Here is a 20,553-nt window from a genome sequence, read left to right on the forward strand (position 1 = left end):
GTCAAGTGCGCGAAAGTGGGAGCTTCGTGCCGACGACGGCCCGCTCGGCCAGAACGTCGCGCCGGAAGCGGAAAAGCTTGGCCGGCCTTCCCCCTGTATCCTGGCTCATTTCGCCGGTTTCCTCGACAAGTTCCTGCTGCTCGATCAGCCGCCTGAAATTTTGCTTATGGACGAGCCGCCCGGCCAAGGCCTCGACGCAGCGCTGCAATTGCAAAAGCGTGAAGGTCTCGGGCATGAGCTCGAAGACGACGGGATGATATTTGATCTTGGCTCGCAGCCTCGCGATGCCGGTTGCCAAAATGCGCCGGTGATCGAGGATCATCGCTTGCCCCGGCACCGGCGTCGCAGCTGAATGCGCAGCTTCCGGAATGAGGCCAGCCTCGTAAAGAAGCTCGTAGCGCTGCAGCACCAATTCCTCGTTCCATTTGCGCCCGTCGGCGCCGAATGTGATCGCAATCCGCTGCAAGCGCGCGGCTGTAAGCGCCTCACTCTGCGCGCCTTGCGCCCAGGCTTTCAATTTCGGCAGAAGGTGGGTTTCGAGGATGGCCGGCGTCCCGATGCGATGATCTTCCCAGGGAAAATAGGCGTACCAGCTGCGCCAGCTCGCTTCATATTCTCCCGCCGCCGGAAGCTCATGGGTAAGGCCGAGATAGGAGATCGAAATAGCGGGCGGGCCGCTGCCGGCGCGATCGCGATCGGCAAATGTGTAAAGCTGTTCGACATAGCCGAGCGGATGATGGGTCTGGCGTTCGACCCAGGCGCGCAGGCCAGATTGCAGAGAACGATGCGACATTTCGAAAAGGCCGGACGGCAAAGCGCGCGAGTCCTGAATCGTCAAAACCCTCGGCTCGCCCGCGGTCACGGCGACGAGCACCGCGATGAGATCGGCTTCGATCCCACGGCCTGAATGGGCCGGCCCCGGGGCGGACCCGGCGTGCCGCGGCTCTTTTTTATCGATAACGTCCATTTACCAAATATTTTCCGAGGGCATCGGCGCAAATCGCGCCGGATAAAGATTGCTTACTCCAAATCCAGAGGAAGTGCGGCAACGATATGACGCGGCCAGTGCCAGGGCACGACATAGATAGCATCGCCGCGTAGCGTCAATCGCGCTGCCCAAGGATGCTTTACAAGCCAAAATCGCGCTGCGCGGGACATCCGCCTCTGTTTTGCCGGATCGATCGCCGTCATGGCCGCGAGCAGATCCGGCCGCGTTTTCACTTCGACAAAAGCGATGGTCGCGCCGCGTTGCGCGATGATGTCAATTTCGCCGCCCTTGGCCAAAAACCGCAGGGCCAGAATCCGATAGCCCTTGAGCCGCAGCGCCAGAGCGGCGATCCGTTCGGCCCGAAAGCCGGATTTCAGCGCCGCGAAGCGTTTCGACCGTCCGGTGTCACTTTTCGCGCGCGTTGAGTTCGAGCGCGCGCGCATAGACTTTGCGGCGGGGCTGACCGGTTTCGGCGGAGACAAGGGCGGCAGCATCTTTGACCGAATGCGTTTCGAGAGCCTTGCCGATCAGATCATCGAGATTGCTTTGAAGCAATAAGGGTTCATCGTCGAGAGGCGGCCCGACTAGCAAGACAATCTCGCCTTTCGGTGCAGGCTCGGCGGCAAGCGCTTCGGCGAGCTCTCCGAGCTTGCCGCGCCGGACCGTCTCGTAATGTTTTGTCAGTTCGCGGGCGAGCGCCGCCTCCCGCTGGCCGAGGACGGCGGTCAGATCGGCGAGACATTCGGCGACGCGGCGGGGCGATTCGAAAAACACAAGCGTGCCGGGGATCGACGCAAGTTCGGCGATGCGCTGGCGCCGCGCGGCGCTTTTCGCCGGTAAAAAGCCTTCGAAAAAGAAGCGATCAGTCGGCAGGCCCGCGACGACGAGCGCCGCCAGCACGGCTGAGGCGCCGGGGATCGAGGTGACCGCTATATTGGCGGCGACGGCCTCGGCCACGAGCTTGAACCCCGGGTCGGAGACAAGCGGCGTGCCGGCATCGGAGACGAGCGCCAGAGCGGCCCCCTCCGCGAGGCGCGCCAAAAGATGCGGCCGCATCACGGCGGCGTTGTGCTCGTGATAGGCGACGAGCGGGGTCGAAATCCCGTAATGGGCGAGAAGGGTCTTCGTGACCCGCGTATCTTCGGCGATCACCGCGTCGGCGGCGGCCAGGGTCGCGAGCGCCCGGAACGAAATATCGCCGAGATTGCCGATGGGGGTCGCAACCACGTGCAGGCCTGGCTGAAGCGGTTCAGCCTCGGCGCGCAGGCCAAAGGCGGTGAAACTCTGCGTCTCGGGAGATTTCTCCCCCGGCTGGATCGAAGTGAAAAGACGATTGCCCTGGGCCAAATCCCGCTCCCGCAACAAAGGGTGGGTGTCAACGATCAGATATGTTCAATGGGCGCTATGGACACTGTTCGATAAATCATCCATTCGTTCTATTTATAGAACGTTCCGGGAGGAAATCAACACACGGATTTTCATCCGAGGCCGTGCCAAACGATTTTGGCCGGGCGGCGGGCCCGGATTTGCTCCGTAGATAGGATTCGGTGGAAACCGGTGTAATTTACTTTCGGTTGGCGGCGGCGCGATAATATGGCCTAGCAAAAGGGCGGTCCGCGAGGGTTCAGCAAGAACTTGCCCGATTTGATCTTGATAGTGAGATTGGCGGCTGCGTCGGATTCGAAAGATTGACATCAGCCAGTGGTCTCGCATCGGATGCGGTGGAAGGGCGTCTCCATCGGCATATAGAAAGAATTTCATGAAGGGTTTTCCGCGGGGCGGGTCCAGACCTTCCATTTTTCCCCTGATCTTGCGGCGGCTCTTGGCTGCCCTTGCGATCACCGGCGCAGCTTCGATGCTGGCCGCCTGCCTGCCGACGGGCGGCGGGGGCGGCAATCAGGCCGGCGATTTTTCGCTCTCGGCGCCGACATCGAAAGTCGAGTCGCAACCTTTGCCCGGAACCGCCGGGCCGGACACGATCGGCTCGGGCCCCGTCAAAGTCGCGCTGATTGTGCCTTTGACCCAGTCCTCGGGTCCGAGCGTGGTCGGGACGTCGCTGCGCAATGCGGCGGAACTCGCCATGGCCGAAGCCGGCAACAATGACCTGACGCTTTTGATCAAAGACGATCATTCGACGCCGGATGGCGCGCGTGCGGCGGCACAGGCGGCGGTTGCCGATGGCGCCGAGTTGTTTCTAGGGCCGCTCTTTGCGCCCAATGTGCGCGAGGTCGCGCAGGTGGCGCGCGCCGCGGGCAAACCCGTCATCGCCTTTTCGACGGATGCCTCGGCGGCGGGACCGAACCTCTATCTCTTGTCTTTCCTCATTGAGAATTACGTCGACCGGGTCATCGATTTCGCGGCGTCCCGGGGCAAGAAATCGATTGCGGCTCTGATCCCGGATAATGATTACGGCCGCGTCGCCGAAGCCGAATTCCAGCAGGCAGCAGCGCGCCGCGGCATGCGCGTGATGGAGATCGAGCATTATAATGCGCAAACGCTCAATGCCGCCGTTCAGAAGATCGCGGCGCTCGGCGGTCAGATCGATTCGCTCTTCATTCCCGAACAGGCCGATGCCATGCCGGCCATGTCGCAGGCCTTGGTCGCTGCCGGCATAGACGGCAAGAAGATCCAGATCCTCGGAACCGGCATTTGGAACGACGCGCGGGTCATGAAACTGCCGGCCTTGCAGGATGCCTGGTTCGCTGCGCCGGAAAATAACGGATTCAATTCCTTCGCCGAACGCTATCGCGCCAAATTCGGCTCGGATCCGACCCGCATCGCAACTCTGTCCTATGATGCCGTCTCGCTCGCCGCCGCCTTGGCGCGCATGCAGGGCTCGCAACGCTTTTCCGAAACGGTGCTGACCAATCATTCCGGATTCAACGGCGCCGACGGCGTGTTCCGCTTCCGCACCAATGGCGAAAACGAGCGCGGCCTGTCGGTGCTGCAGATCAACAACGGCGGCGCCGTGCCTTTAAGCCCGGCACCCAAGAGCTTCGCCGGCATTCCATCCGCGACTTAGCGGAAGGATCGGAAGCAGCAAAAGCGCGCAGCTCTAGGATCGTCATGGCCGGGTCAAGCCCGGCCATGACGCTGAACCAACTTCACGCCGCGGCGCGGTCGAGCACGGGATAATCGATATAGCCCTCGGGTCCCGAGGCGTAGAAGGTCGCCGGATTCCATTTGTTTAGCGGCGCATTGGCCTTGAACCGCTCGACGAGATCCGGGTTCGAGATGAAGTCCTTGCCGAAGGCGACGGCATCGGCTTCGCCTTTGGCCAAGACCTCTTCCGCCGTCTCCTTGGTGAAGCCTTCATTCGCGATGAAGACGCCGCCAAAGGCCTTCTTGAGCTGCGGCCCGAGCCGGTCGTCGCCCAAATGTTCGCGGGCGCAGATGAAGGCGAGCTTGCGCTTGCCGAGTTCGCTTGCGACATAGCCGAAGGTTTTGGCCGGATCGCTGTCGCCCATGCTCATCAGGTCACCGCGCGGCGAAAGATGCATGCCGGTGCGATTGGCGCCCCAGACCGCGACGACGGCATCGGTCACCTCAAGCAGCAGGCGGGCGCGGTTTTCGAGCGAGCCGCCATAGATGTCGGTGCGCTTATTGGTCGAATCCTGCAAGAACTGGTCGAGCAGATAGCCGTTGGCACAGTGGAGCTCGACGCCGTCGAAACCGGCCGTCTTGGCGTTTTCGGCGCCCTTGCGATAGGCCTCGATAATGCCGGGGATCTCGTCGAGTTCGAGCGCGCGTGGTGTCACAAATGGCTTTTCCGGCCGGAGCAAGTTGACATGGCCGCCGGGCGCGATGGCGCTTGGCGCGACCGGCAGCGCCCCGTCGAGATAGACGGGATCGGAGACCCGGCCGACATGCCAGAGTTGCAGGAACATTTTTCCGCCCGCGGCCCGGACGCCATCGGTAATCTCTTTCCAGCCCGCGACCTGCTCCGGCGACCAGATGCCGGGCGTATCCGGATAGCCGACGCCCATCGGCGTGACGGACGTCGCTTCGCTGAGAATGAGGCCGGCGGAGGCGCGCTGTACGTAATAATCGCGCATCAGCGCATTGGGGATGCGGCGGTCGACAGCGCGCGTCCGCGTCAGCGGCGCCATGACGATGCGATTGGAAAGGGTGAGATCGCCGACTGTCAGCGGATCGAAAAGCGTGGGCATAAGCGGGGTGCCTCAGTTGGATTAAGATTTTGCCGACCATCTTGGACAGATCGCTCGCGCCACCCATCTATTTCGATGTTCGTCGAATTTAGAATATAGGCTCTGTTTCAGATGAAACAATTGGATCACCCGGATGTGAACGGGATCAGGCTCGAAGCGGTGCTGGCGGCGCTGGCCGACCCGGTGCGGCTTTCCATCGTCGCGTCGCTTAGCGATGAGGGCGAGCACAGCGCCAGCGCCTTCGATTGCGACATCGCGAGCTCGACCTTGAGCCATCATCTGAAGGTGTTGCGCGAGGCCGGCGTCATCAGCCATCGCAAGGAAGGCACACGCTGCTTCGTGTCCTTGCGGCCGGAGCTCGACCAGGTTTTCCCCGGGCTTTTGAAAACCGTGCTGGACTTCGCGCCGAAGGATCGGGGTTAGGCCGCGCGAATAAGCCGAGCACCTCCTCGCCGCCGGACCAAACCGTGCTAAATATCCAGGCGGTGCCGAACGCCAAGGGCGGCCCGGCTCGAAAGAGGTGACCCATGCGATATGGTCTTGCCGTGATCTTCATTTGCGCGATCGGAAGCGGCGCGGCCTCCGCTCTGCCGATGGTTGGCCCCCATACGGTTTCGGTGTCGAAAGCGGCCGCCGTCGTGCAAGCCGCGAAGCGCAACCACGCGCCGCCCGCACACCGTCACGGCCGCGCCGACAATGGCATCCATCCCTTGGTCGGAAGCGGCAACTATTAAATCGAAGAGCGTTTTTGGCGCATCGCGCGCGTGATGACGGCACGCTGCCGCCGTTCGCGCGCCGCCACGAAACCTCCACGCGCGACCGCGACCGCGCGTTGAGATTCCTCCGATCTTATCTTCACTGTTCGCATTTCCGCACAGCCCGTGCAGATCTATGCGATTTTCGCATATGTCGGTAACCTCTAATAAAGGCCATCTTTAAAGGAGATGGCCCATGGACAGCATTGACCCGTCCCGTGTGTTCCCGCTCGGCAGCCGTAGCGTGAAGCGGCTCGGCTATGGCGCCATGCAGCTCGCAGGGCCTGGCGTGTTCGGGCCTCCCAAGGATCGTGACGCGGCGCTGGCGGTCTTGCGCGAAGCGGTGGCGAGCGGGGTGAACCATATCGACACGAGCGACTTCTACGGCCCGCATGTCACCAATCGGCTCATCCGCGAAGCGCTGCACCCCTATCCCGGCGATCTCACCATCGTCACCAAGATCAGCGCAAAACGCGGCGCGGATGGATCCTGGATCCCGGCTTTCTCGCCGGAGGAGCTGACGCAGGCCGTCCACGACAATCTCCGCAATCTTGGTCTGGATGTGCTCGACGTGGTCAATCTGCGGAGCATGTTCAGCATACATGGCCCTGCCGAGGGGTCGATCGAAGCGCCGCTGACGGTTTTGGCCGAGTTGCAGCAAAAAGGTTTGGTCCGTCACATCGGGCTGAGCAATGTCACGCCAACGCAGATCGCGGAAGGCCGCCGCATCTGCGAGATCGTCTGCGTGCAGAACTACTATAATCTCGCGCATCGCGATGACGATGCCATGATCGACGACCTCGCTCGCGACGGTATCGCCTATGTGCCGTTCTTTCCGCTCGGCGGCTTTAATCCGCTACAATCGTCCACCTTGTCCGACGTCGCGGCGCGCCTCGGTGCCACGCCGATGCAGATCGCGCTTGCGTGGCTCCTGCATCGCGCGCCCAACATTCTTCTCATTCCCGGCACTGCGTCTGTCGCGCATTTGAAAGAGAACCTCGCCGCGGCGAACTGGGCGTTGCCGGATGACGCGCTCAAGGAGTTGGATCATATAGCGAACGCCGAGTCCGCCTGACGGGGCGGGCGAGACGCCTCTCCTGGCCCGGGCTACGCCGCGGCCTTCGCCTTGCTTGCAAAGCGTCCGTAAAAACTCTCGCCTGTGACGGCGAGATCTTTCAAGAGCTGCGGCGGCGCGAAGCGCGCGCCATGTTTGGCGGCTAGCGTCTCGCACAGCGCAAGAAATGCTGCCGCGCCCATCCCGTCGACATAGCTCAGCACGCCGCCTGTAAAAGGCGCGAAACCGAAGCCGATGATCGAACCGACATCGGCCTCGCGCGGGTCCGTCACAATGCCTTCTTCCATGGTCCGGATCGCTTCGACCGCCTGTACGGCAAGAAAGCGCTGCTTCAATTCATCCAAGCTGACTGTCTCGGGATCACGCTTCACGTTCTGCAAATCGGCAAGGCCAGGCCAGAGGCTCTTCGTGGCCTTTTCGGGATAGTCGTAAAAGCCTTTGCGGTTCTTACGGCCCTGCCGCCCATGCGTCACGACCATGGCCTCAAGCAGTTTTTCCTGAGCCGCATCGACGGCCAGGGCACCGAGGTCATTCTTCATCGCCTTCAGAATCTTATAGACGAGGTCGATCGCAACCTCGTCGGAGAGCGCCAAAGGTCCGACCGGCATGCCCGCCATTTTCGCGGCGTTTTCGATCAGCGCCGGCGGCACGCCTTCGAGCAGCATGAGATGACCTTCGCGCAGATAATTATTGACGCAGCGATTGGCGAAGAACCCATGCCCGTCGTTGACGACGATGGGCGTCTTCTTGATCGCGCGGACATAATCGAGCGCGACAGCCAGCGCGCGGTCGCCCGTCTTCGCGCCGAGGATGACTTCGACCAGGAGCATTTTCTCGACCGGCGAGAAGAAATGAATGCCGATGAAATCTTGCGGACTCGCGAAAGTCTCGGCGAGCGAAGTGATCGGCAAGGTGGAGGTGTTCGACGCAAAGATCGCGCTCTCGCTCATCGCGGCCTGCGCCTTTTGCGTGACCTCGGCCTTGATGGCGCGATCCTCGAACACGGCTTCGATCACGAGATCGCAGCCTGCGAGATCGGCGTAATCGGCTGAGGGCTTGATATGCGACAGGAGTTTTTCCTTGTCTGCTGTCTTCGCCTTGCCCTTCAAGACCTGCCCCGAAATCGAGGCTTCCGCATAGGCTTTACCCTTGTCTGCGGTCGCCTGGTCCTTATCGATCAAAACGACATCGATACCGGCGAGAGCCGTGACATACGCAATCCCCGCGCCCATGAAACCCGCGCCGAGAACGCCAAGTTTTTTGGGCGCCGAGGGCGGTACATGCGCCGGCCGCCGCGCGCCCTTGTTCAATTCGCCCATGGAGACGAAGAGCGTGCGGATCATCGCCTTGGCTTCGGGCGAGCGCAGGATCTTCGCAAACCAGCGCGATTCGATTCTGAGGCCAATGTCGAAGGGCACTTGCAGCCCCTCATAGACCGCATGAAGGATCGCTTTGGCGGCTGGATAATTATCATGCGTCTCGCGCCGGTAGATGGCATTCGCCGCCGACCAGACCATCATGCCTTGCGGCGAGAAGACTTTTCCCGACGGCGGTTTGAAATTGGGTTCGTCCCACGGCGCGACGGCTTTGCCGCCACCCTTGATCCAGGCTTTCGCCTTATCGATCAGCTCGGCGGCGGGCACGACCTCATGCACGAGGCCCATGGCCTTGGCGGCGGCGGGGCGCAATTGCTCGCCGCGAAACATCATCTGCAAGGCATCGCCCGTCTGCATGAGGCGCGCGACGCGCTGCGTGCCGCCGGCGCCTGGAAAAAGTCCGATCTTGATCTCGGGCAGCCCGACGCGGACCTTGTCGCCGTCGGCCATTACGCGATGATGGCAGGCAAGCGCCATCTCGAAAGCGCCGCCGAGGCAAAGGCCGTTAATCGCCGCGACGAAGGGCTTTCCGCAGGTCTCCAGTTTCCGGTAGAGCACGGAAAGACTACGCGAGGCCTCGAAGAAACCTTTCATCGCTTCGTCTTCGCCGTGCGCGGCCAGCGCCTGCTTATAGGCTTCGGCGATGGCCTGCAGCATGGAGAGATCGGCGCCGCCGGAAAACGTGTCCTTGGCCGAGGTGATCACACAGCCTTTGATCGCGGCGTCGGCAACAACATGATCGATGACGGAATCCACTTCCCGCATCGCAGGCTCGGTGATGAGATTCATCGAGCGCTCGGGCATGTCCCAGGAGAGAAGCGCGATGCCGTCGGCGTCGACGTCGAAGCGGAAGTTTTTGATGTCCATGTTCTGTCGCTCCACTTTTTTCGGTCCTAGAACATCAAACTTTCAACCGCGTCATGGCCGGGCTTGACCCGGCCATCCAGGCGCCTTGAAAAGAGTTGTGCTTGGATGCGCGGATCAAGTCCGCGCATGACGCCGCTCGATGATTCTTCATAAACGTTCACTGCTTTAAATGTGCGCTATCCAAAAATCCGTCATACCCGCTCGATGATGGTCGCCGTGCCCATGCCGGCGCCGATGCACATTGTGACGAGCGCCGTGGCCTTGCCGCTGCGTTCCAATTCGTCGAGCGCGGTGCCGATCAGCATGGCCCCCGTTGCGCCCAAGGGATGACCCATGGCAATGGCACCGCCATTCACATTGAGCCGGTCGGTGCCGATGTCGAAAGCCTGACAGAAGCGCAGCACCACCGCCGAAAAGGCCTCGTTGACCTCCAAAAGATCGATATCGGAAAGATTCATGCCCGCGCGTGCAAGCACTTTCCTGGTCACATCGATGGGGCCGGTCAGCATCAAAGCGGGCTCCGAGCCGATCGTCGCAAAAGCGCGAATGCGCCCACGCGGTTTCAACGCAGCCGCCTCGCCGCCTGCCTTCGAGCCGATCAGCACAGCACCGGCGCCATCGACGATGCCCGACGAATTGCCGGCGTGATGCACATGTTTCACCGCTTCGATCTCGGGATGCGCGTCGACCGCGACGGCATCGAAACCGCCTTGTTCGCCCATCATGGTGAACGAGGGTTTCAAAGCCGCGAGCGACTGCATATCGGTCGAAGGCCGCATATGTTCGTCGCGGTCGAGGATCAGCATGCCGTTGATGTCGCGCACCGGCGCGATCGCCTTGGTGAAATAGCCTTTTTCCCAGGCAGCGGCCGCGCGCTGCTGCGACTGCACGGCATAGGCGTCCACATCGTCGCGGGAGAAGCCATATTTCGTCGCGATGAGATCGGCGGAGATTCCCTGCGGCATGAAATAGGATTTGATCGCGATTGCCGGATCGACCGGCCAGGCGGCGCCAGAGGCTGAAAGACCGACGCGGCTCATCGACTCGACGCCGCCGCCGATCGTCAGATCATGTTGCCCGGCCATCACCTGCGCGGCGGCGAAATTGACCGCGTCGAGGCCCGAGGCGCAGAAGCGGTTGATCTGGACGCCCGGCACGTGATCGCCGTAATCGGCCGTAAGCGCTGCCGCGCGAGCGATGTCGCCGCCGGCTTCGCCGACCGGATCGACGCAGCCCAGCACCACATCGTCCACAAGCTTGGTGTCGAGATGATTGCGGGACTTGAGTGCGGCTAGCACCGTCGCGGCAAGGCCCAATGTGGAGACTTCGTGCAGCGCGCCATCCGGTTTGCCGCGCCCGCGCGGCGTGCGGACATGATCGAAGATGAAAGCATCCATGGTCATTCTCCAGCTCGGGATAGGCGCTGCAATAGGAAATAGGTGATAATCACGTTTTTGGGAGGGCGAGCCGGTCTAAAAGCCGATCTTATGAGGCTCCCCTGAATGGACTGCTTTGCCTAACTTTGGAGCGGTGCTAAGGGAGCACTTCGCCTTTCCAGCTGTTTTTTAGAGGCCGTCCGCATGAGCAAGATCAAGGTCGAAAATCCCGTCGTCGAGATCGATGGCGATGAGATGACCCGGATCATCTGGCACTATATCCGCGATAAGCTGATCCATCCCTATCTCGATATCAATCTCGATTATTACGATCTTTCGATCGAAAATCGCGACGCGACGCGCGATCAGGTGACGGTGGATTGCGCCAATGCGGTCAAAAAATACGGCGTCGGCGTCAAATGCGCCACGATCACGCCGGACGAGGCGCGTGTCGAGGAATTCAAGCTGAAAGAAATGTGGAAATCGCCGAACGGCACGATCCGCAACATTCTGGGTGGCGTCATTTTCCGCGAGCCGATCATCTGCAAGAACGTGCCGCGCTTGGTGCCTGGCTGGACGCAGCCGATCGTCATCGGCCGCCACGCCTTCGGCGATCAATATCGCGCGACCGATTTCAAGGTACCCGGCAAGGGCCGGCTGACGATCAAATTCGAGGGCGAGGACGGCACCGTTATCGAGAAGGAGGTTTTCAACTTCCCCGGCCCGGGTGTGTCGCTCTCCATGTATAATCTCGACGATTCGATCAAGGATTTTGCCCGCGCCTCTATGAATTACGGGCTCAATCGCAAATATCCGGTCTATCTTTCGACCAAGAATACGATTCTCAAGGCCTATGACGGCCGCTTCAAGGATCTGTTCGAGGAAATCTACCAAAACGAGTTCAAGGCGAAATTCACCGAAGCCGGCATCACCTATGAGCATAGGCTGATCGACGACATGGTCGCCTCGGCGCTGAAATGGTCCGGCGGCTATGTCTGGGCCTGTAAGAATTATGACGGCGACGTGCAGTCCGACACGGTCGCGCAAGGCTTCGGATCGCTCGGTCTTATGACCTCGGTTTTGATGACGCCGGATGGCCAGACCGTCGAGGCGGAGGCGGCGCATGGCACCGTGACACGGCACTATCGCGAGCACCAAAAGGGCAAAGAGACCTCGACCAATTCGATCGCCTCGATTTTCGCCTGGACCCGCGGCCTGGCGCATCGGGCGAAACTCGATGGAAACGAGGGACTGGCACGATTCGCCAACACGCTGGAAAAAGTCTGCGTCGCCACCGTCGAGGACGGATTCATGACGAAAGACCTAGCCCTGCTTGTCGGCGCCGACCAGAAATGGCTCTCGACCACCGGCTTTCTCGACAAGATCGATGAAAACTTGCGCAAAGCGATGGCCTGATTCGGGGATGAAGCCCCAAAAATCAAGTAAATAAGCCTTTTGGGGGTGCTCGAAATGATTGTATGCCGCCGCGCGTGTCGCTATAAGGACCGGCGTTTGGGTTATTCGGATACTCAACACGATGGCGGCGGATACGTTCGACACTAACTACAGGCCATCCGAAGACGAGCCCTTCATGAATGATCGGCAGCGCGAATATTTTCGTCGCAAGCTGCTCGCGTGGAAAGAAGATCTTCTGAAGGAAAGCCGCGAAACGCTGGTCGTTTTGCAGAGCGAAAACGAAAACCATCCAGATCTCGCCGACCGGGCATCGTCGGAAACCGACCGTGCCATCGAGCTGCGCGCCCGAGACCGGCAACGCAAACTGATCTCCAAGATAGAGGCAGCGCTCGAGCGCCTGGACGAAGGCACTTACGGCTATTGCGAGGAGACGGGCGAGCCCATCTCTCTCAAACGGCTTGATGCCCGGCCGATCGCGACTTTGTCGGTCGAGGCGCAAGAGCGCCACGAGCGGCGCGAAAAGGTCTATCGGGATCCGTGAGCATGTCCTGATCGGAAAAGTTGCGAACTTTTCGAATCAGATGGGGCGCGAAAAACCGGAGAGGCGATGCGCCTGAGCCGAATACGGTCTCCGGCTCAAGATTCCTTCATATTGCGGCCGAGCAATTTCGCCATTTCCTCTTCGAGCGATTCGAGAGCGTCCAATGGCGTCGGCGCCTTGTCGGATTTGTCAGACGGCGGAGAGGCCACAGCTGGCGCTTCCGACGGGCCTGCTGCCGCAGCGGGCGCCGCGACGGGGGGGACCTGGCCCCCGGGCCCGGCGGCAGGTCCGCTGGGCGCAGGTGCGGCGGTCACGGGATTAGGCACGGGGCGCGGCCGTAAAAATGACGGTGGAGTGGTCGGCGTTCTTGGCGCCACCGAGGGCGCGCTAGGCGCTACAGTGGTGCCCTCGGCCGCTGACCCAAGGGGTGGAGCGGCGGGTTTCGGGCCGAAAGACGGCGGCGAAACCGTGGTCCGGCGGGGCGGCAGCGGCAGGAAGGGCGGCCGAGCGGGTGCAGCCGGGCCAACCGCCGGCGTCGGCGAGGGAGCCACGGTCGGAGCCTGAGTTGGAGGGGGCGGCGTTGCCTGCTCCCGCGCGGCGACGGGCTCTTCCGGCACGAGTTTCGGTTCGGCGGGGATGGAAGGCGGGGGCGCGGCGGGTGGCGGGGTCTGGCCACCTGGCCATGACAGAGGCGCAACCGTCGGCTCTTTGTCGCGCGGTCGCACAGCTTCGTCGCGTGGCCGCGCAGCTTCCCGCGCCTCGGCCCTGACGATCTCCGATTCGATCAAAACGTCATTGGGACCGCCGATCATCACGAGATGTTCGACATTGTCCCGGCGTATGAGGACGAGCTGGCGTTGCCTGTCGAGGTCGAAGGCATCGACCACGCCGAGGCGCGGCTGACGCGTCCTGCCGCCCGGCATATGAAGCCTGCGGCCGAAGGCCAAGCGGAAAATGAATAAGATGAGCAGAGCCGCAACGAGAAATGCGACCGCTCCCGCCGAAAACATCAGCGTCTTATTCTCGAAAAACTTGTCAAACCCCAACATAGGGTCGGCTCACTCAAAAACTCGACTACGATAACATTAACACGACATTCTGCTATCCGTGCAAACAAGGTAAATCAATGGTTAACGATTCTCTAAGTGGGTGCCGTCCCCAGCTTGAGCACTACCGGCCGACGGATCGGACCGCCGGCCAGTGAATCGCAATTCAGCGGGGAGACGAAAAATTGCCGGGCCCCTCGGGATGATAGGGACTCGCACCGAGTCCCATCCGTCCCAAAGTTCCGGACTGATGATATTCCTCTTGCGTCCATTGCTCCGCCGAAGGCCCGCGGGCACCCGGCGCCCAAGGCGAATAAGGTACTGGCGCACCGTAGACGGTAGTATATTGATAAAAGGGCTGTGCTCCAGCCGGGAGAGCGCCGAGGACGGCAGCCATCGCGAGGCCGAGCATCAAGGTCACTTTCATTGCCGCCTCCAAGAGCGATTCGTCCGAAAGGCAATCGGACATATGATGGTTCTTCAACGCGCTATAGCATGTTTCGTTGCGGAGCCAGTATTGGTCTCCCCCATGGTTTAATCTTCGTCGATGACGTCGATCAAAACGGGTCATGCGTGCACAGGTCAGGTTTCGAAATAATGTCAGAAGCCGTGAAGGAACAGGGGCACACCGCGGCCAAATCGATTATAGATGAAAGACGATTCGCCGGACGGGCGGCACGTTGCGTCCGAAGAACGCCGCAAAGGCGTGGGTGACCGCATGAGCGACCAGCCGATTCCCGCCGTCCTTGACCGGACGGAACGTTCCGGAAGCCCCGGCCTCGTGCTTCTGTTCGCGGCCTTTCTCGTCGCGATCGCGGCCGCCTTTTCGCTGCTGCCGCGCGAGCAAGCGGCCAATCTCATCATCGGGCTTTTGGCTTTCCTCGCCGTCATCGGCATTTTCGCACTTTTCGCCTATGCCGTCGGTTTCCTGCAATTTGCCGGGCAGGCGACGCGCAACGACGTCACCAAACTCGTCTGCGACAGCGGCCAGGAAGGCCTTGTCGTCACCGAGGCCGACGGCAAGATGCTCTATGCAAACGATGCCTATATGACGCTGTCCGGCGCCAGAGATACCGCCGATCTGCGCGCCGTCGAACGCTTGTTTACCGGGACGCCGGAAGTGTCCGAAGCCATCTATCGCCTCGCCCAGGCCGCGCGCGAAGGCAAACGCAATAGCGAGGAGCTCCGCCTCAGCCCGCCTTTGACGGGCGAGGGCTGGGTCGGCTGGTATCGCATCAGGGTCAGGCCTCTTTCTTTCGCACGCGGGCGAAGGGTGACGCTTTGGACGGTCGCCGACATTACGCGCGAGCGCGAACGTCACGAAAACGTGTTCCAGGAACTCCAGCATGCGATCGATTTCCTCGATCACGCGCCGGCCGGTTTTTTCTCCTGCGACCAATATGGCGACGTCTCCTATATGAACGCGACGCTCGCCGACTGGCTCGATTACGATCTGGCGCAGGTCGGCTCCGGCGGCTTGAGCCTGTCGGATTTCATCGCGGGCGGCGGGGCCTCGCTTTTATCTTCCGTCATCGGCAGCCCCGGCGAAGTCCGCACCGAGCGCTTCGATATCGATCTCAAGAACCGCGGCGGTCAAAGCATTCCGGTGCGGCTCCTGCATCGCGTCGCCTTCGCGCATGACGGCACGCCCGGCATTTCGCGCACGCTCGTTTTGAACCGGGCTTCGGGCGAAGAGCCCGCCGAGGATCTGCGCGCCGCCGAAGTGCGTTTCGCGCGGGTGTTCAATTCGACGCCCGTTGCGATCGCGACCGTCGATGCCTCCGGCCGCATCACGCGCTCCAACGCCGCTTTCGCACGGCTCATTCCGGAAGCATTGAAGCGCGGCGACAGCGGCTTCGACCGCTCGATCTATGCGGGCGTCGTCGATCGCGATCATCCGGCGGTCGCCGCCGCCGTGACGGCGGCGATTGAAGCCAAGAGCGACATAGCGCCGATCGATGTCGGTCTCAAAGGCGAGGGTCAGCATTCGGCGAGGCTCTTCGTGTCGCCGTCCGAAGAGCTCAATGGCACCGGTGCGACCGTCTATGCGCTCGACACGACCGAGCAAAGAACGCTGCAGGAAAATTTCGCCCAATCGCAGAAGATGCAGGCGATCGGCCAGCTTGCCGGCGGCGTCGCGCATGATTTCAACAATGTTCTGACCGCGATCATCGGCTATTCGGACCTGCTGCTTGCCAATCACAGGCCGACCGATCCGTCCTTTCAGGACATTATGCAGATCAAGCAGAACGCCAACAGGGCCGCGGGTCTGGTGCGTCAGCTTCTGGCTTTCTCACGCCGCCAGACATTGCGGCCGCAGGTCCTCCAGCTCGGCGACGTGCTCTCCGACCTTCAGATGCTTCTCCTGCGCCTTGTCGGCGAGAAGGTGACGCTCGATCTGCGCTACGGCCGCGATCTCTGGCTCGTGAAAGCCGATCTCAATCAATTCGAGCAGGTGATCGTCAATCTCATCGTCAATGCGCGTGATGCCATGCCGAATGGCGGCCAGATCGTCTTGCGCACGCGCAATATCACGCCGGAGGATTGCGCCGTCTTCAACGAGAAATCGCTGGTGCCCGGCGATTACGTCGCGGTCGATGTCGAGGATAATGGCTCGGGCATTTCGCCCGAGGTGAAGGACAAGATCTTCGAGCCCTTCTTCACCACCAAGGAGGTCGGCAAAGGCACGGGGCTTGGGCTTGCCATGGTCTATGGCATCGTCAAGCAGACGGGCGGCTTTGTGTTTTGCGATTCGACCGTCGGCGAAGGCACGACCTTCCATATTCTTCTGCCGCGCCATATCCCCGACGAGAACGAAGAGCCGGTCAAGAAGGAGGTCGCAAAGGCGCCGTCCGCCGATCTCACCGGCCATGGCACCATTCTGCTCGTCGAGGACGAAGAGGCCGTGCGTGCCTTCGGCGCGCGGGCGCTGACGGCACGCGGCTATACCGTCATCGAGGCCGCGACGGGCATGGATGCTTTGGAGATCGTCGATAAGGACCCAACTGCCATCGATCTCATCGTCTCGGACGTCGTCATGCCCGAGATGGACGGACCGACCATGCTCGGCGAATTGCGCAAGCGCGGAGTCACCGCGAAAGTCATTTTCGTCTCGGGCTATGCCGAGGACGCCTTTGCGAAAAACCTGCCCGAAGGCGAAGCCTTCGGCTTTTTGCCCAAGCCCTTCTCGCTGAAACAGCTCATTGAAGCTGTGAAGGAGCATAAGGGGTGAGGCGAGGCGGCTTTCACCTTGCTCACTTCGAGAACAACTGACTTTCAATTGTGTCATGGCCGGGCTTGACCCGGCCATCCACGTCTTATTGATCAGCGTCTAGGCGTGGATGCCGGCACCATGCGCGGGCGGAAGCGGTCCATCGAGCCTCATTTTCGAACCCATTCATCCAACGGCGGACATTTTCGGCGAGGCGGACCCGTTTTTGTCAATGACGAGCCTCCGGCTCGCCGCCATAGGCGGTCGCGAAGCGATCGTTGACTAAAGCGATCCGCTCGCCACACTCGCCGCCAAGAGATGAATGGCGAGGTGTGACTGCGTCATGCAGATAGACAGCCCGCTTCGCAATGCCCTTTCCCGCGTGCCGCCGAACATTTCACCGGGCCTATCCAAAACGAATAGGCCCAGGTCATGCCCGGGCCTATTGCAGAAGGATTGGCAAGAAGGGCTTGGCCCTTATTCGATACCCGCTTCGTGGTTGCGGGCGTTCCAGGCCTTGCGGAAGCGCTCTTCGATCTGGACGCGATCGTTCTTCAGCGGTTTCGCAATATTGATCGCTCCGCGCGCCACCGAGGCTTCCTCGGCTGTCAGCACGATCGGGCCTGCCATAAAGGCGGCATTCGGCAGCGAGAAATAGATCGCTTCTTTGTTCGGGTGATTCTTCACATCGATAAGCGTATCGGCGATCTGCTTGCCGTCGAGGCAGACCCAACCGTCGATCACTTCGATTTTGCGGCCATCCGAAGTTTCTCTGATGAATACGCGTTCCATCTGTGCTCTCGTCTTTCGATGATAACCGATCTCGGCCGGCGGAGAGGCGATCTCAGCCTCCGCCGCGGGACTCATTCAAGTTTCATTCCATAAGCCCGGCTCGGAGCTTCGGCAACAAAAACCCGGTTCTTTGCTGAATAGAGCCCTCCCGCCGAGGCGGAAAGGCTTGGCTTTTCAGCGCTATGCGCTGCTGCCGTCGGCGAGCGCCGCGATCACCGTGCCGCCGACTTTCTCCATGGCGCCGAGATCGCCGAGCTTGGCCAGAAGCCGGCGCGACATCTCCGCTTCGTCGCGGCGCAGATGGATGAAGGCCAGCGCTTTAAGCGTATAGAGCGCGAAATGGCCGGGGCTGTTGACGTCTTCCGAGAACTGCTCGGCCTTCCACATCTGCCAATCGGGATTGAGGCAGGCTTGGCGCGCAGCCTCCGCGAGGCCTTCCTGGGCAATGTCCAGCGCCGCGTCGAGATTACCCTGATAGGTGTGGATTTTATAGAGGCAGAGATACGATGGGAGACAGTCAGGCGCGAGCGCCAGCGCCTGACGAAAAGCGATATCGGCGCCGTCGCGATCATGCCGGTAGAGAGCGACGCCCTTCTGCAAGATCTCGTTCACCTCGGGCGGCACTTCGCCGAAATTGATGAGATCGTCCTGGACGACGCGGACTTTGTAAGGTTCGGCCATGCCCGCCCCGATCGAGTGAATGTGCGCGAAAATAAAGCAAATTCTGCGCCATGGGCGGAGCAATAAGAGAAGCCGGAAAAAGGAGCAATGAGAACGAAAAAGCGATTTCGGCTTTATCCGGTTCGGTTGCTCGGAGGCTTGGATGCCATGACTCAAGTCCTTGATAAAGCGAATCTTTCGACTCAAAATAAAGAGATATTGCAACGGACTCAAGGAGTTAGTATATAAATGGCGCGCCGCCAGCTCGAACTAGCGGCGCGCCGTGAGTGCCTATCGTCGTTGTTGCATCGACAGGTCCTCCGAATTCCAAAGGGGCTTACCGTGACCGCCCCGATGGTACGCAGCGTGGCCGTGGCGACCACTTACCATGCCGCCTTCGTGGCGGCTGCCGACTGCAACGGTGTACACGGCCCGATGCAGCCGGAATTTCTCTACCTCATAAGCTCTTCCAATGAAGGTCCATCGAGGGGGATTGGCTGTCCAGAAAGCCACCAAGCCCGCCCGTTGCGCCAAGGGATATTAACGAATCGTGGATCCTTACTGAGGGCCGAGGTCGCGCTGATTTTGATCTGCTTCAGATCCCCTCCAATCACGCGGCGACTGCGTACAAAATCCATATATTCATCACTGGAAAGAGGACGCTTAGCGGCTTCCAGCGCTTGCACAGCGAGATCTGTGTAAGACTGCGCCCTACGAGGCGGGACCTTCTCCACAATCCGAATATTCTTGACGGCAATAGTCGGCTGCCAGGCCATGAGAGCGCTATCAATGGCCCGGAATGCTTTCCATTCCGGCATTTCGCCGATTTTGGAATCCAGCGCAGCGAGTAGATCGGCGCGGCTTTTTTCGAGTGTCTCTTTGGGGGAATCGGTCATGGCAATTGTCATGTATCACGATTCTGCAAACTGGCAAATGTGTTTGTGTTTTGCACTTATAGGGAAACAAGCACAGCTTAAACTGTGAACAGCAAAGCTTCACGACTGTCAGTTTGTAAGGGCCTAATTGGAACGAAAAAAGAACTTTTCAAATCGGAACAAACGGGGTACATTGGCGCATTCTCACAACGGAATTGCCGCATCCATGTCAAAGCGCCCCACCGTCATTGCAACGCCGCCCGCCCCCGTGTCAGAAGGAAAGCCCGCGATGTCTCAAGCGAATCTCCGCCTCGTAGAAGGAACCTCCGTGGACAAGACGAAGGCGCTCGACGCCGCTCTGTCGCAAATCGAACGGGCCTTCGGCAAAGGTTCGATCATGCGCCTCGGCAAGAACCAGCAGGCGGTGGAGATCGAGACCATTTCGACGGGCTCGCTCGGCCTCGATATCGCGCTTGGCGTCGGCGGCCTGCCGCGCGGCCGGGTGATCGAGATTTACGGACCTGAGTCGTCGGGCAAGACCACGCTTACGCTCCACGTCATCGCCGAAGCGCAGAAAAAGGGCGGCGTTTGCGCCTTTATCGATGCCGAACATGCGCTCGACCCGATCTATGCCCGCAAGCTCGGCGTCAATCTCGACGACCTTTTGATCTCGCAGCCCGACACCGGCGAGCAGGCGCTTGAAATCACGGATACTTTGGTGCGCTCCGGCGCGATCGACGTGCTCGTGATCGATTCGGTCGCCGCGCTCACGCCGCGGGCCGAAATCGACGGCGAAATGGGTGACAGCCAGCCAGGCCTCCAAGCCCGTCTCATGAGCCAGGCTTTGCGCAAGCTCACCGCCTCGATCTCGCGCTCGCACACCATGGTGATCTTCATCAATCAGATCCGCATGAAGATCGGCGTGATGTATGGCAGCCCGGAGACGACGACGGGCGGCCATGCCTTGAAATTCTACGCTTCCGTCCGGCTCGACATCCGCCGCATCGGCTCGATCAAGGCGCATGAGGAAATCACCGGCAACGAGACTCGCGTCAAAGTGGTCAAGAACAAGGTTGCGCCGCCCTTCAAACAGGTCGAATTCGACATTATGTACGGTCAGGGCATCTCGAAGACCGGCGAATTGATCGATCTGGGCGTCAAGGCCGGGATCGTCGAGAAATCCGGCGCTTGGTTTTCCTACGACAGCCAGAGGCTCGGCCAGGGCCGCGAGAACGCCAAAGCCTTTCTGCAGGGCAATCCCGAGATGGCCGCCCGGATCGAACAGGCGATCCGTGAGAATTCGGGGCTCATCGCTGACCGGATTCTGAACGATACGGATCCGAAAGATGCCGAAGACGCATGAAGCCGAAGAGGATCATGCGCCAGTAAAGCCTGGAACCTGAGCC

General features: G+C 60.7%; 19 protein-coding genes. 8 read left to right on the plus strand and 11 right to left on the minus strand.

What is annotated here, in order from left to right:
- Position 1: 1 nt before the first annotated feature.
- From A3OQ_RS0104675 to rsmI, 3 genes are read right to left on the minus strand one after another with little or no spacing between them, the layout of a single operon-like run.
- On the minus strand, positions 2-967 hold the full coding sequence (locus A3OQ_RS0104675) for an NUDIX hydrolase (protein WP_020174203.1): 966 nt from the start codon (positions 965-967) through the stop codon (positions 2-4).
- 53 nt (positions 968-1,020) lie between these two features.
- Complete coding sequence (locus A3OQ_RS0104680; RefSeq protein WP_020174204.1) at positions 1,021-1,431, minus strand: YraN family protein; 411 nt, start codon at positions 1,429-1,431, stop codon at positions 1,021-1,023.
- Positions 1,394-2,305, minus strand: coding sequence for a 16S rRNA (cytidine(1402)-2'-O)-methyltransferase (rsmI, locus tag A3OQ_RS0104685; RefSeq protein WP_040580574.1), 912 nt, complete (start codon positions 2,303-2,305; stop codon positions 1,394-1,396). The genes A3OQ_RS0104680 and rsmI overlap by 38 nt, the downstream gene beginning before the upstream one ends.
- Before the next feature lie 442 nt (positions 2,306-2,747).
- Between rsmI and A3OQ_RS0104690 the strand changes: the two genes are divergently transcribed.
- Positions 2,748-4,010, plus strand: a complete 1,263-nt coding sequence (locus A3OQ_RS0104690; RefSeq protein WP_020174206.1) for a penicillin-binding protein activator — start codon at positions 2,748-2,750, stop codon at positions 4,008-4,010.
- 82 nt (positions 4,011-4,092) lie between these two features.
- Here the strand turns inward: A3OQ_RS0104690 and A3OQ_RS0104695 are convergent, their stop codons facing one another.
- Positions 4,093-5,157, minus strand: a complete 1,065-nt coding sequence (locus A3OQ_RS0104695; RefSeq protein WP_020174207.1) for an alkene reductase — start codon at positions 5,155-5,157, stop codon at positions 4,093-4,095.
- A gap of 111 nt (positions 5,158-5,268) precedes the next feature.
- Between A3OQ_RS0104695 and A3OQ_RS0104700 the strand changes: the two genes are divergently transcribed.
- From A3OQ_RS0104700 to A3OQ_RS0104715, 3 genes are all read left to right on the plus strand, one after another.
- A complete protein-coding gene (locus tag A3OQ_RS0104700; RefSeq protein ID WP_026595498.1) occupies positions 5,269-5,580 on the plus strand; it encodes an ArsR/SmtB family transcription factor in 312 nt (103 codons plus the stop codon).
- A 104-nt stretch (positions 5,581-5,684) separates the two neighbouring features.
- Complete coding sequence (locus tag A3OQ_RS0104705; protein ID WP_020174209.1) at positions 5,685-5,891, plus strand: hypothetical protein; 207 nt, start codon at positions 5,685-5,687, stop codon at positions 5,889-5,891.
- A gap of 217 nt (positions 5,892-6,108) precedes the next feature.
- Complete coding sequence (locus A3OQ_RS0104715) at positions 6,109-6,987, plus strand: aldo/keto reductase family oxidoreductase (protein WP_020174211.1); 879 nt, start codon at positions 6,109-6,111, stop codon at positions 6,985-6,987.
- Between the two features lie 32 nt (positions 6,988-7,019).
- On the opposite strand, the gene A3OQ_RS0104720 is transcribed toward A3OQ_RS0104715, so the two are convergent.
- Positions 7,020-9,230 carry a 3-hydroxyacyl-CoA dehydrogenase NAD-binding domain-containing protein gene (locus tag A3OQ_RS0104720; protein WP_020174212.1) on the minus strand — a complete coding sequence of 737 codons (2,211 nt, stop codon included), beginning with the start codon at positions 9,228-9,230 and terminating at the stop codon, positions 7,020-7,022.
- A gap of 191 nt (positions 9,231-9,421) precedes the next feature.
- Positions 9,422-10,627 carry an acetyl-CoA C-acetyltransferase gene (locus tag A3OQ_RS0104730; protein WP_020174214.1) on the minus strand — a complete coding sequence of 402 codons (1,206 nt, stop codon included), beginning with the start codon at positions 10,625-10,627 and terminating at the stop codon, positions 9,422-9,424.
- Positions 10,628-10,810: 183 nt separating this feature from the next.
- On the opposite strand from A3OQ_RS0104730, the gene A3OQ_RS0104735 reads away from it, so the two are divergent.
- On the plus strand, positions 10,811-12,022 hold the full coding sequence (locus A3OQ_RS0104735; RefSeq protein WP_020174215.1) for an NADP-dependent isocitrate dehydrogenase: 1,212 nt from the start codon (positions 10,811-10,813) through the stop codon (positions 12,020-12,022).
- Positions 12,023-12,143: 121 nt separating this feature from the next.
- Complete coding sequence (gene dksA / locus A3OQ_RS0104740) at positions 12,144-12,563, plus strand: RNA polymerase-binding protein DksA (RefSeq protein ID WP_026595500.1); 420 nt, start codon at positions 12,144-12,146, stop codon at positions 12,561-12,563.
- A gap of 95 nt (positions 12,564-12,658) precedes the next feature.
- Here the strand turns inward: dksA and A3OQ_RS0104745 are convergent, their stop codons facing one another.
- Together A3OQ_RS0104745 and A3OQ_RS0104750 are read right to left on the minus strand one after the other, a co-directional pair.
- Complete coding sequence (locus A3OQ_RS0104745) at positions 12,659-13,612, minus strand: flagellar biosynthetic protein FliO (RefSeq protein ID WP_020174217.1); 954 nt, start codon at positions 13,610-13,612, stop codon at positions 12,659-12,661.
- 163 nt (positions 13,613-13,775) lie between these two features.
- Positions 13,776-14,036, minus strand: a complete 261-nt coding sequence (locus A3OQ_RS0104750) for a hypothetical protein (protein WP_152428317.1) — start codon at positions 14,034-14,036, stop codon at positions 13,776-13,778.
- Positions 14,037-14,327: 291 nt separating this feature from the next.
- Here A3OQ_RS0104750 and cckA point away from each other — a divergent pair, with 291 nt between their 5' ends.
- The gene (gene cckA / locus A3OQ_RS0104755; RefSeq protein ID WP_026595501.1) at positions 14,328-16,841 is read left to right on the plus strand and encodes a cell cycle histidine kinase CckA; all 2,514 of its coding nucleotides are present in this window, start codon (positions 14,328-14,330) and stop codon (positions 16,839-16,841) included.
- 456 nt (positions 16,842-17,297) lie between these two features.
- Here cckA and A3OQ_RS0104765 read toward each other — a convergent pair whose 3' ends face one another.
- From A3OQ_RS0104765 to A3OQ_RS0104775, 3 genes are all read right to left on the minus strand, one after another.
- Positions 17,298-17,612, minus strand: coding sequence for a hypothetical protein (locus A3OQ_RS0104765; protein WP_026595502.1), 315 nt, complete (start codon positions 17,610-17,612; stop codon positions 17,298-17,300).
- 180 nt (positions 17,613-17,792) lie between these two features.
- Complete coding sequence (locus A3OQ_RS0104770) at positions 17,793-18,293, minus strand: hypothetical protein (RefSeq protein WP_026595503.1); 501 nt, start codon at positions 18,291-18,293, stop codon at positions 17,793-17,795.
- A gap of 431 nt (positions 18,294-18,724) precedes the next feature.
- Entirely contained in the window at positions 18,725-19,168 is a 444-nt protein-coding gene (locus tag A3OQ_RS0104775) for a hypothetical protein (RefSeq protein ID WP_152428318.1), read from the minus strand.
- Between the two features lie 268 nt (positions 19,169-19,436).
- On the opposite strand from A3OQ_RS0104775, the gene recA reads away from it, so the two are divergent.
- On the plus strand, positions 19,437-20,510 hold the full coding sequence (recA, locus tag A3OQ_RS0104780; protein ID WP_020174224.1) for a recombinase RecA: 1,074 nt from the start codon (positions 19,437-19,439) through the stop codon (positions 20,508-20,510).
- The last annotated feature ends 43 nt before the right edge of the window (positions 20,511-20,553 follow it).

Origin of the sequence: Methyloferula stellata AR4, from assembly GCF_000385335.1 — a bacterium.
GTDB classification, from domain to species: domain Bacteria; phylum Pseudomonadota; class Alphaproteobacteria; order Rhizobiales; family Beijerinckiaceae; genus Methyloferula; species Methyloferula stellata.

Excerpts from the sequence above, each read along its gene's own strand:
- A3OQ_RS0104675 (WP_020174203.1), bottom strand. The coding sequence starts at position 967 with ATGGACGTTATCGATAAAAAAGAGCCGCGGCACGCCGGGTCCGCCCCG.
- A3OQ_RS0104680 (WP_020174204.1), bottom strand. The coding sequence starts at position 1,431 with ATGCGCGCGCGCTCGAACTCAACGCGCGCGAAAAGTGACACCGGACGG.
- A3OQ_RS0104690 (WP_020174206.1), top strand. The coding sequence starts at position 2,748 with ATGAAGGGTTTTCCGCGGGGCGGGTCCAGACCTTCCATTTTTCCCCTG.
- A3OQ_RS0104695 (WP_020174207.1), bottom strand. The coding sequence starts at position 5,157 with ATGCCCACGCTTTTCGATCCGCTGACAGTCGGCGATCTCACCCTTTCC.
- A3OQ_RS0104700 (WP_026595498.1), top strand. The coding sequence starts at position 5,269 with ATGAAACAATTGGATCACCCGGATGTGAACGGGATCAGGCTCGAAGCG.
- A3OQ_RS0104705 (WP_020174209.1), top strand. The coding sequence starts at position 5,685 with ATGCGATATGGTCTTGCCGTGATCTTCATTTGCGCGATCGGAAGCGGC.
- A3OQ_RS0104715 (WP_020174211.1), top strand. The coding sequence starts at position 6,109 with ATGGACAGCATTGACCCGTCCCGTGTGTTCCCGCTCGGCAGCCGTAGC.
- A3OQ_RS0104720 (WP_020174212.1), bottom strand. The coding sequence starts at position 9,230 with ATGGACATCAAAAACTTCCGCTTCGACGTCGACGCCGACGGCATCGCG.
- A3OQ_RS0104730 (WP_020174214.1), bottom strand. The coding sequence starts at position 10,627 with ATGGATGCTTTCATCTTCGATCATGTCCGCACGCCGCGCGGGCGCGGC.
- A3OQ_RS0104735 (WP_020174215.1), top strand. The coding sequence starts at position 10,811 with ATGAGCAAGATCAAGGTCGAAAATCCCGTCGTCGAGATCGATGGCGAT.
- dksA (WP_026595500.1), top strand. The coding sequence starts at position 12,144 with ATGGCGGCGGATACGTTCGACACTAACTACAGGCCATCCGAAGACGAG.
- A3OQ_RS0104745 (WP_020174217.1), bottom strand. The coding sequence starts at position 13,612 with ATGTTGGGGTTTGACAAGTTTTTCGAGAATAAGACGCTGATGTTTTCG.
- A3OQ_RS0104750 (WP_152428317.1), bottom strand. The coding sequence starts at position 14,036 with ATGAAAGTGACCTTGATGCTCGGCCTCGCGATGGCTGCCGTCCTCGGC.
- cckA (WP_026595501.1), top strand. The coding sequence starts at position 14,328 with ATGAGCGACCAGCCGATTCCCGCCGTCCTTGACCGGACGGAACGTTCC.
- A3OQ_RS0104765 (WP_026595502.1), bottom strand. The coding sequence starts at position 17,612 with ATGGAACGCGTATTCATCAGAGAAACTTCGGATGGCCGCAAAATCGAA.
- A3OQ_RS0104770 (WP_026595503.1), bottom strand. The coding sequence starts at position 18,293 with ATGGCCGAACCTTACAAAGTCCGCGTCGTCCAGGACGATCTCATCAAT.
- A3OQ_RS0104775 (WP_152428318.1), bottom strand. The coding sequence starts at position 19,168 with ATGACCGATTCCCCCAAAGAGACACTCGAAAAAAGCCGCGCCGATCTA.
- recA (WP_020174224.1), top strand. The coding sequence starts at position 19,437 with ATGTCTCAAGCGAATCTCCGCCTCGTAGAAGGAACCTCCGTGGACAAG.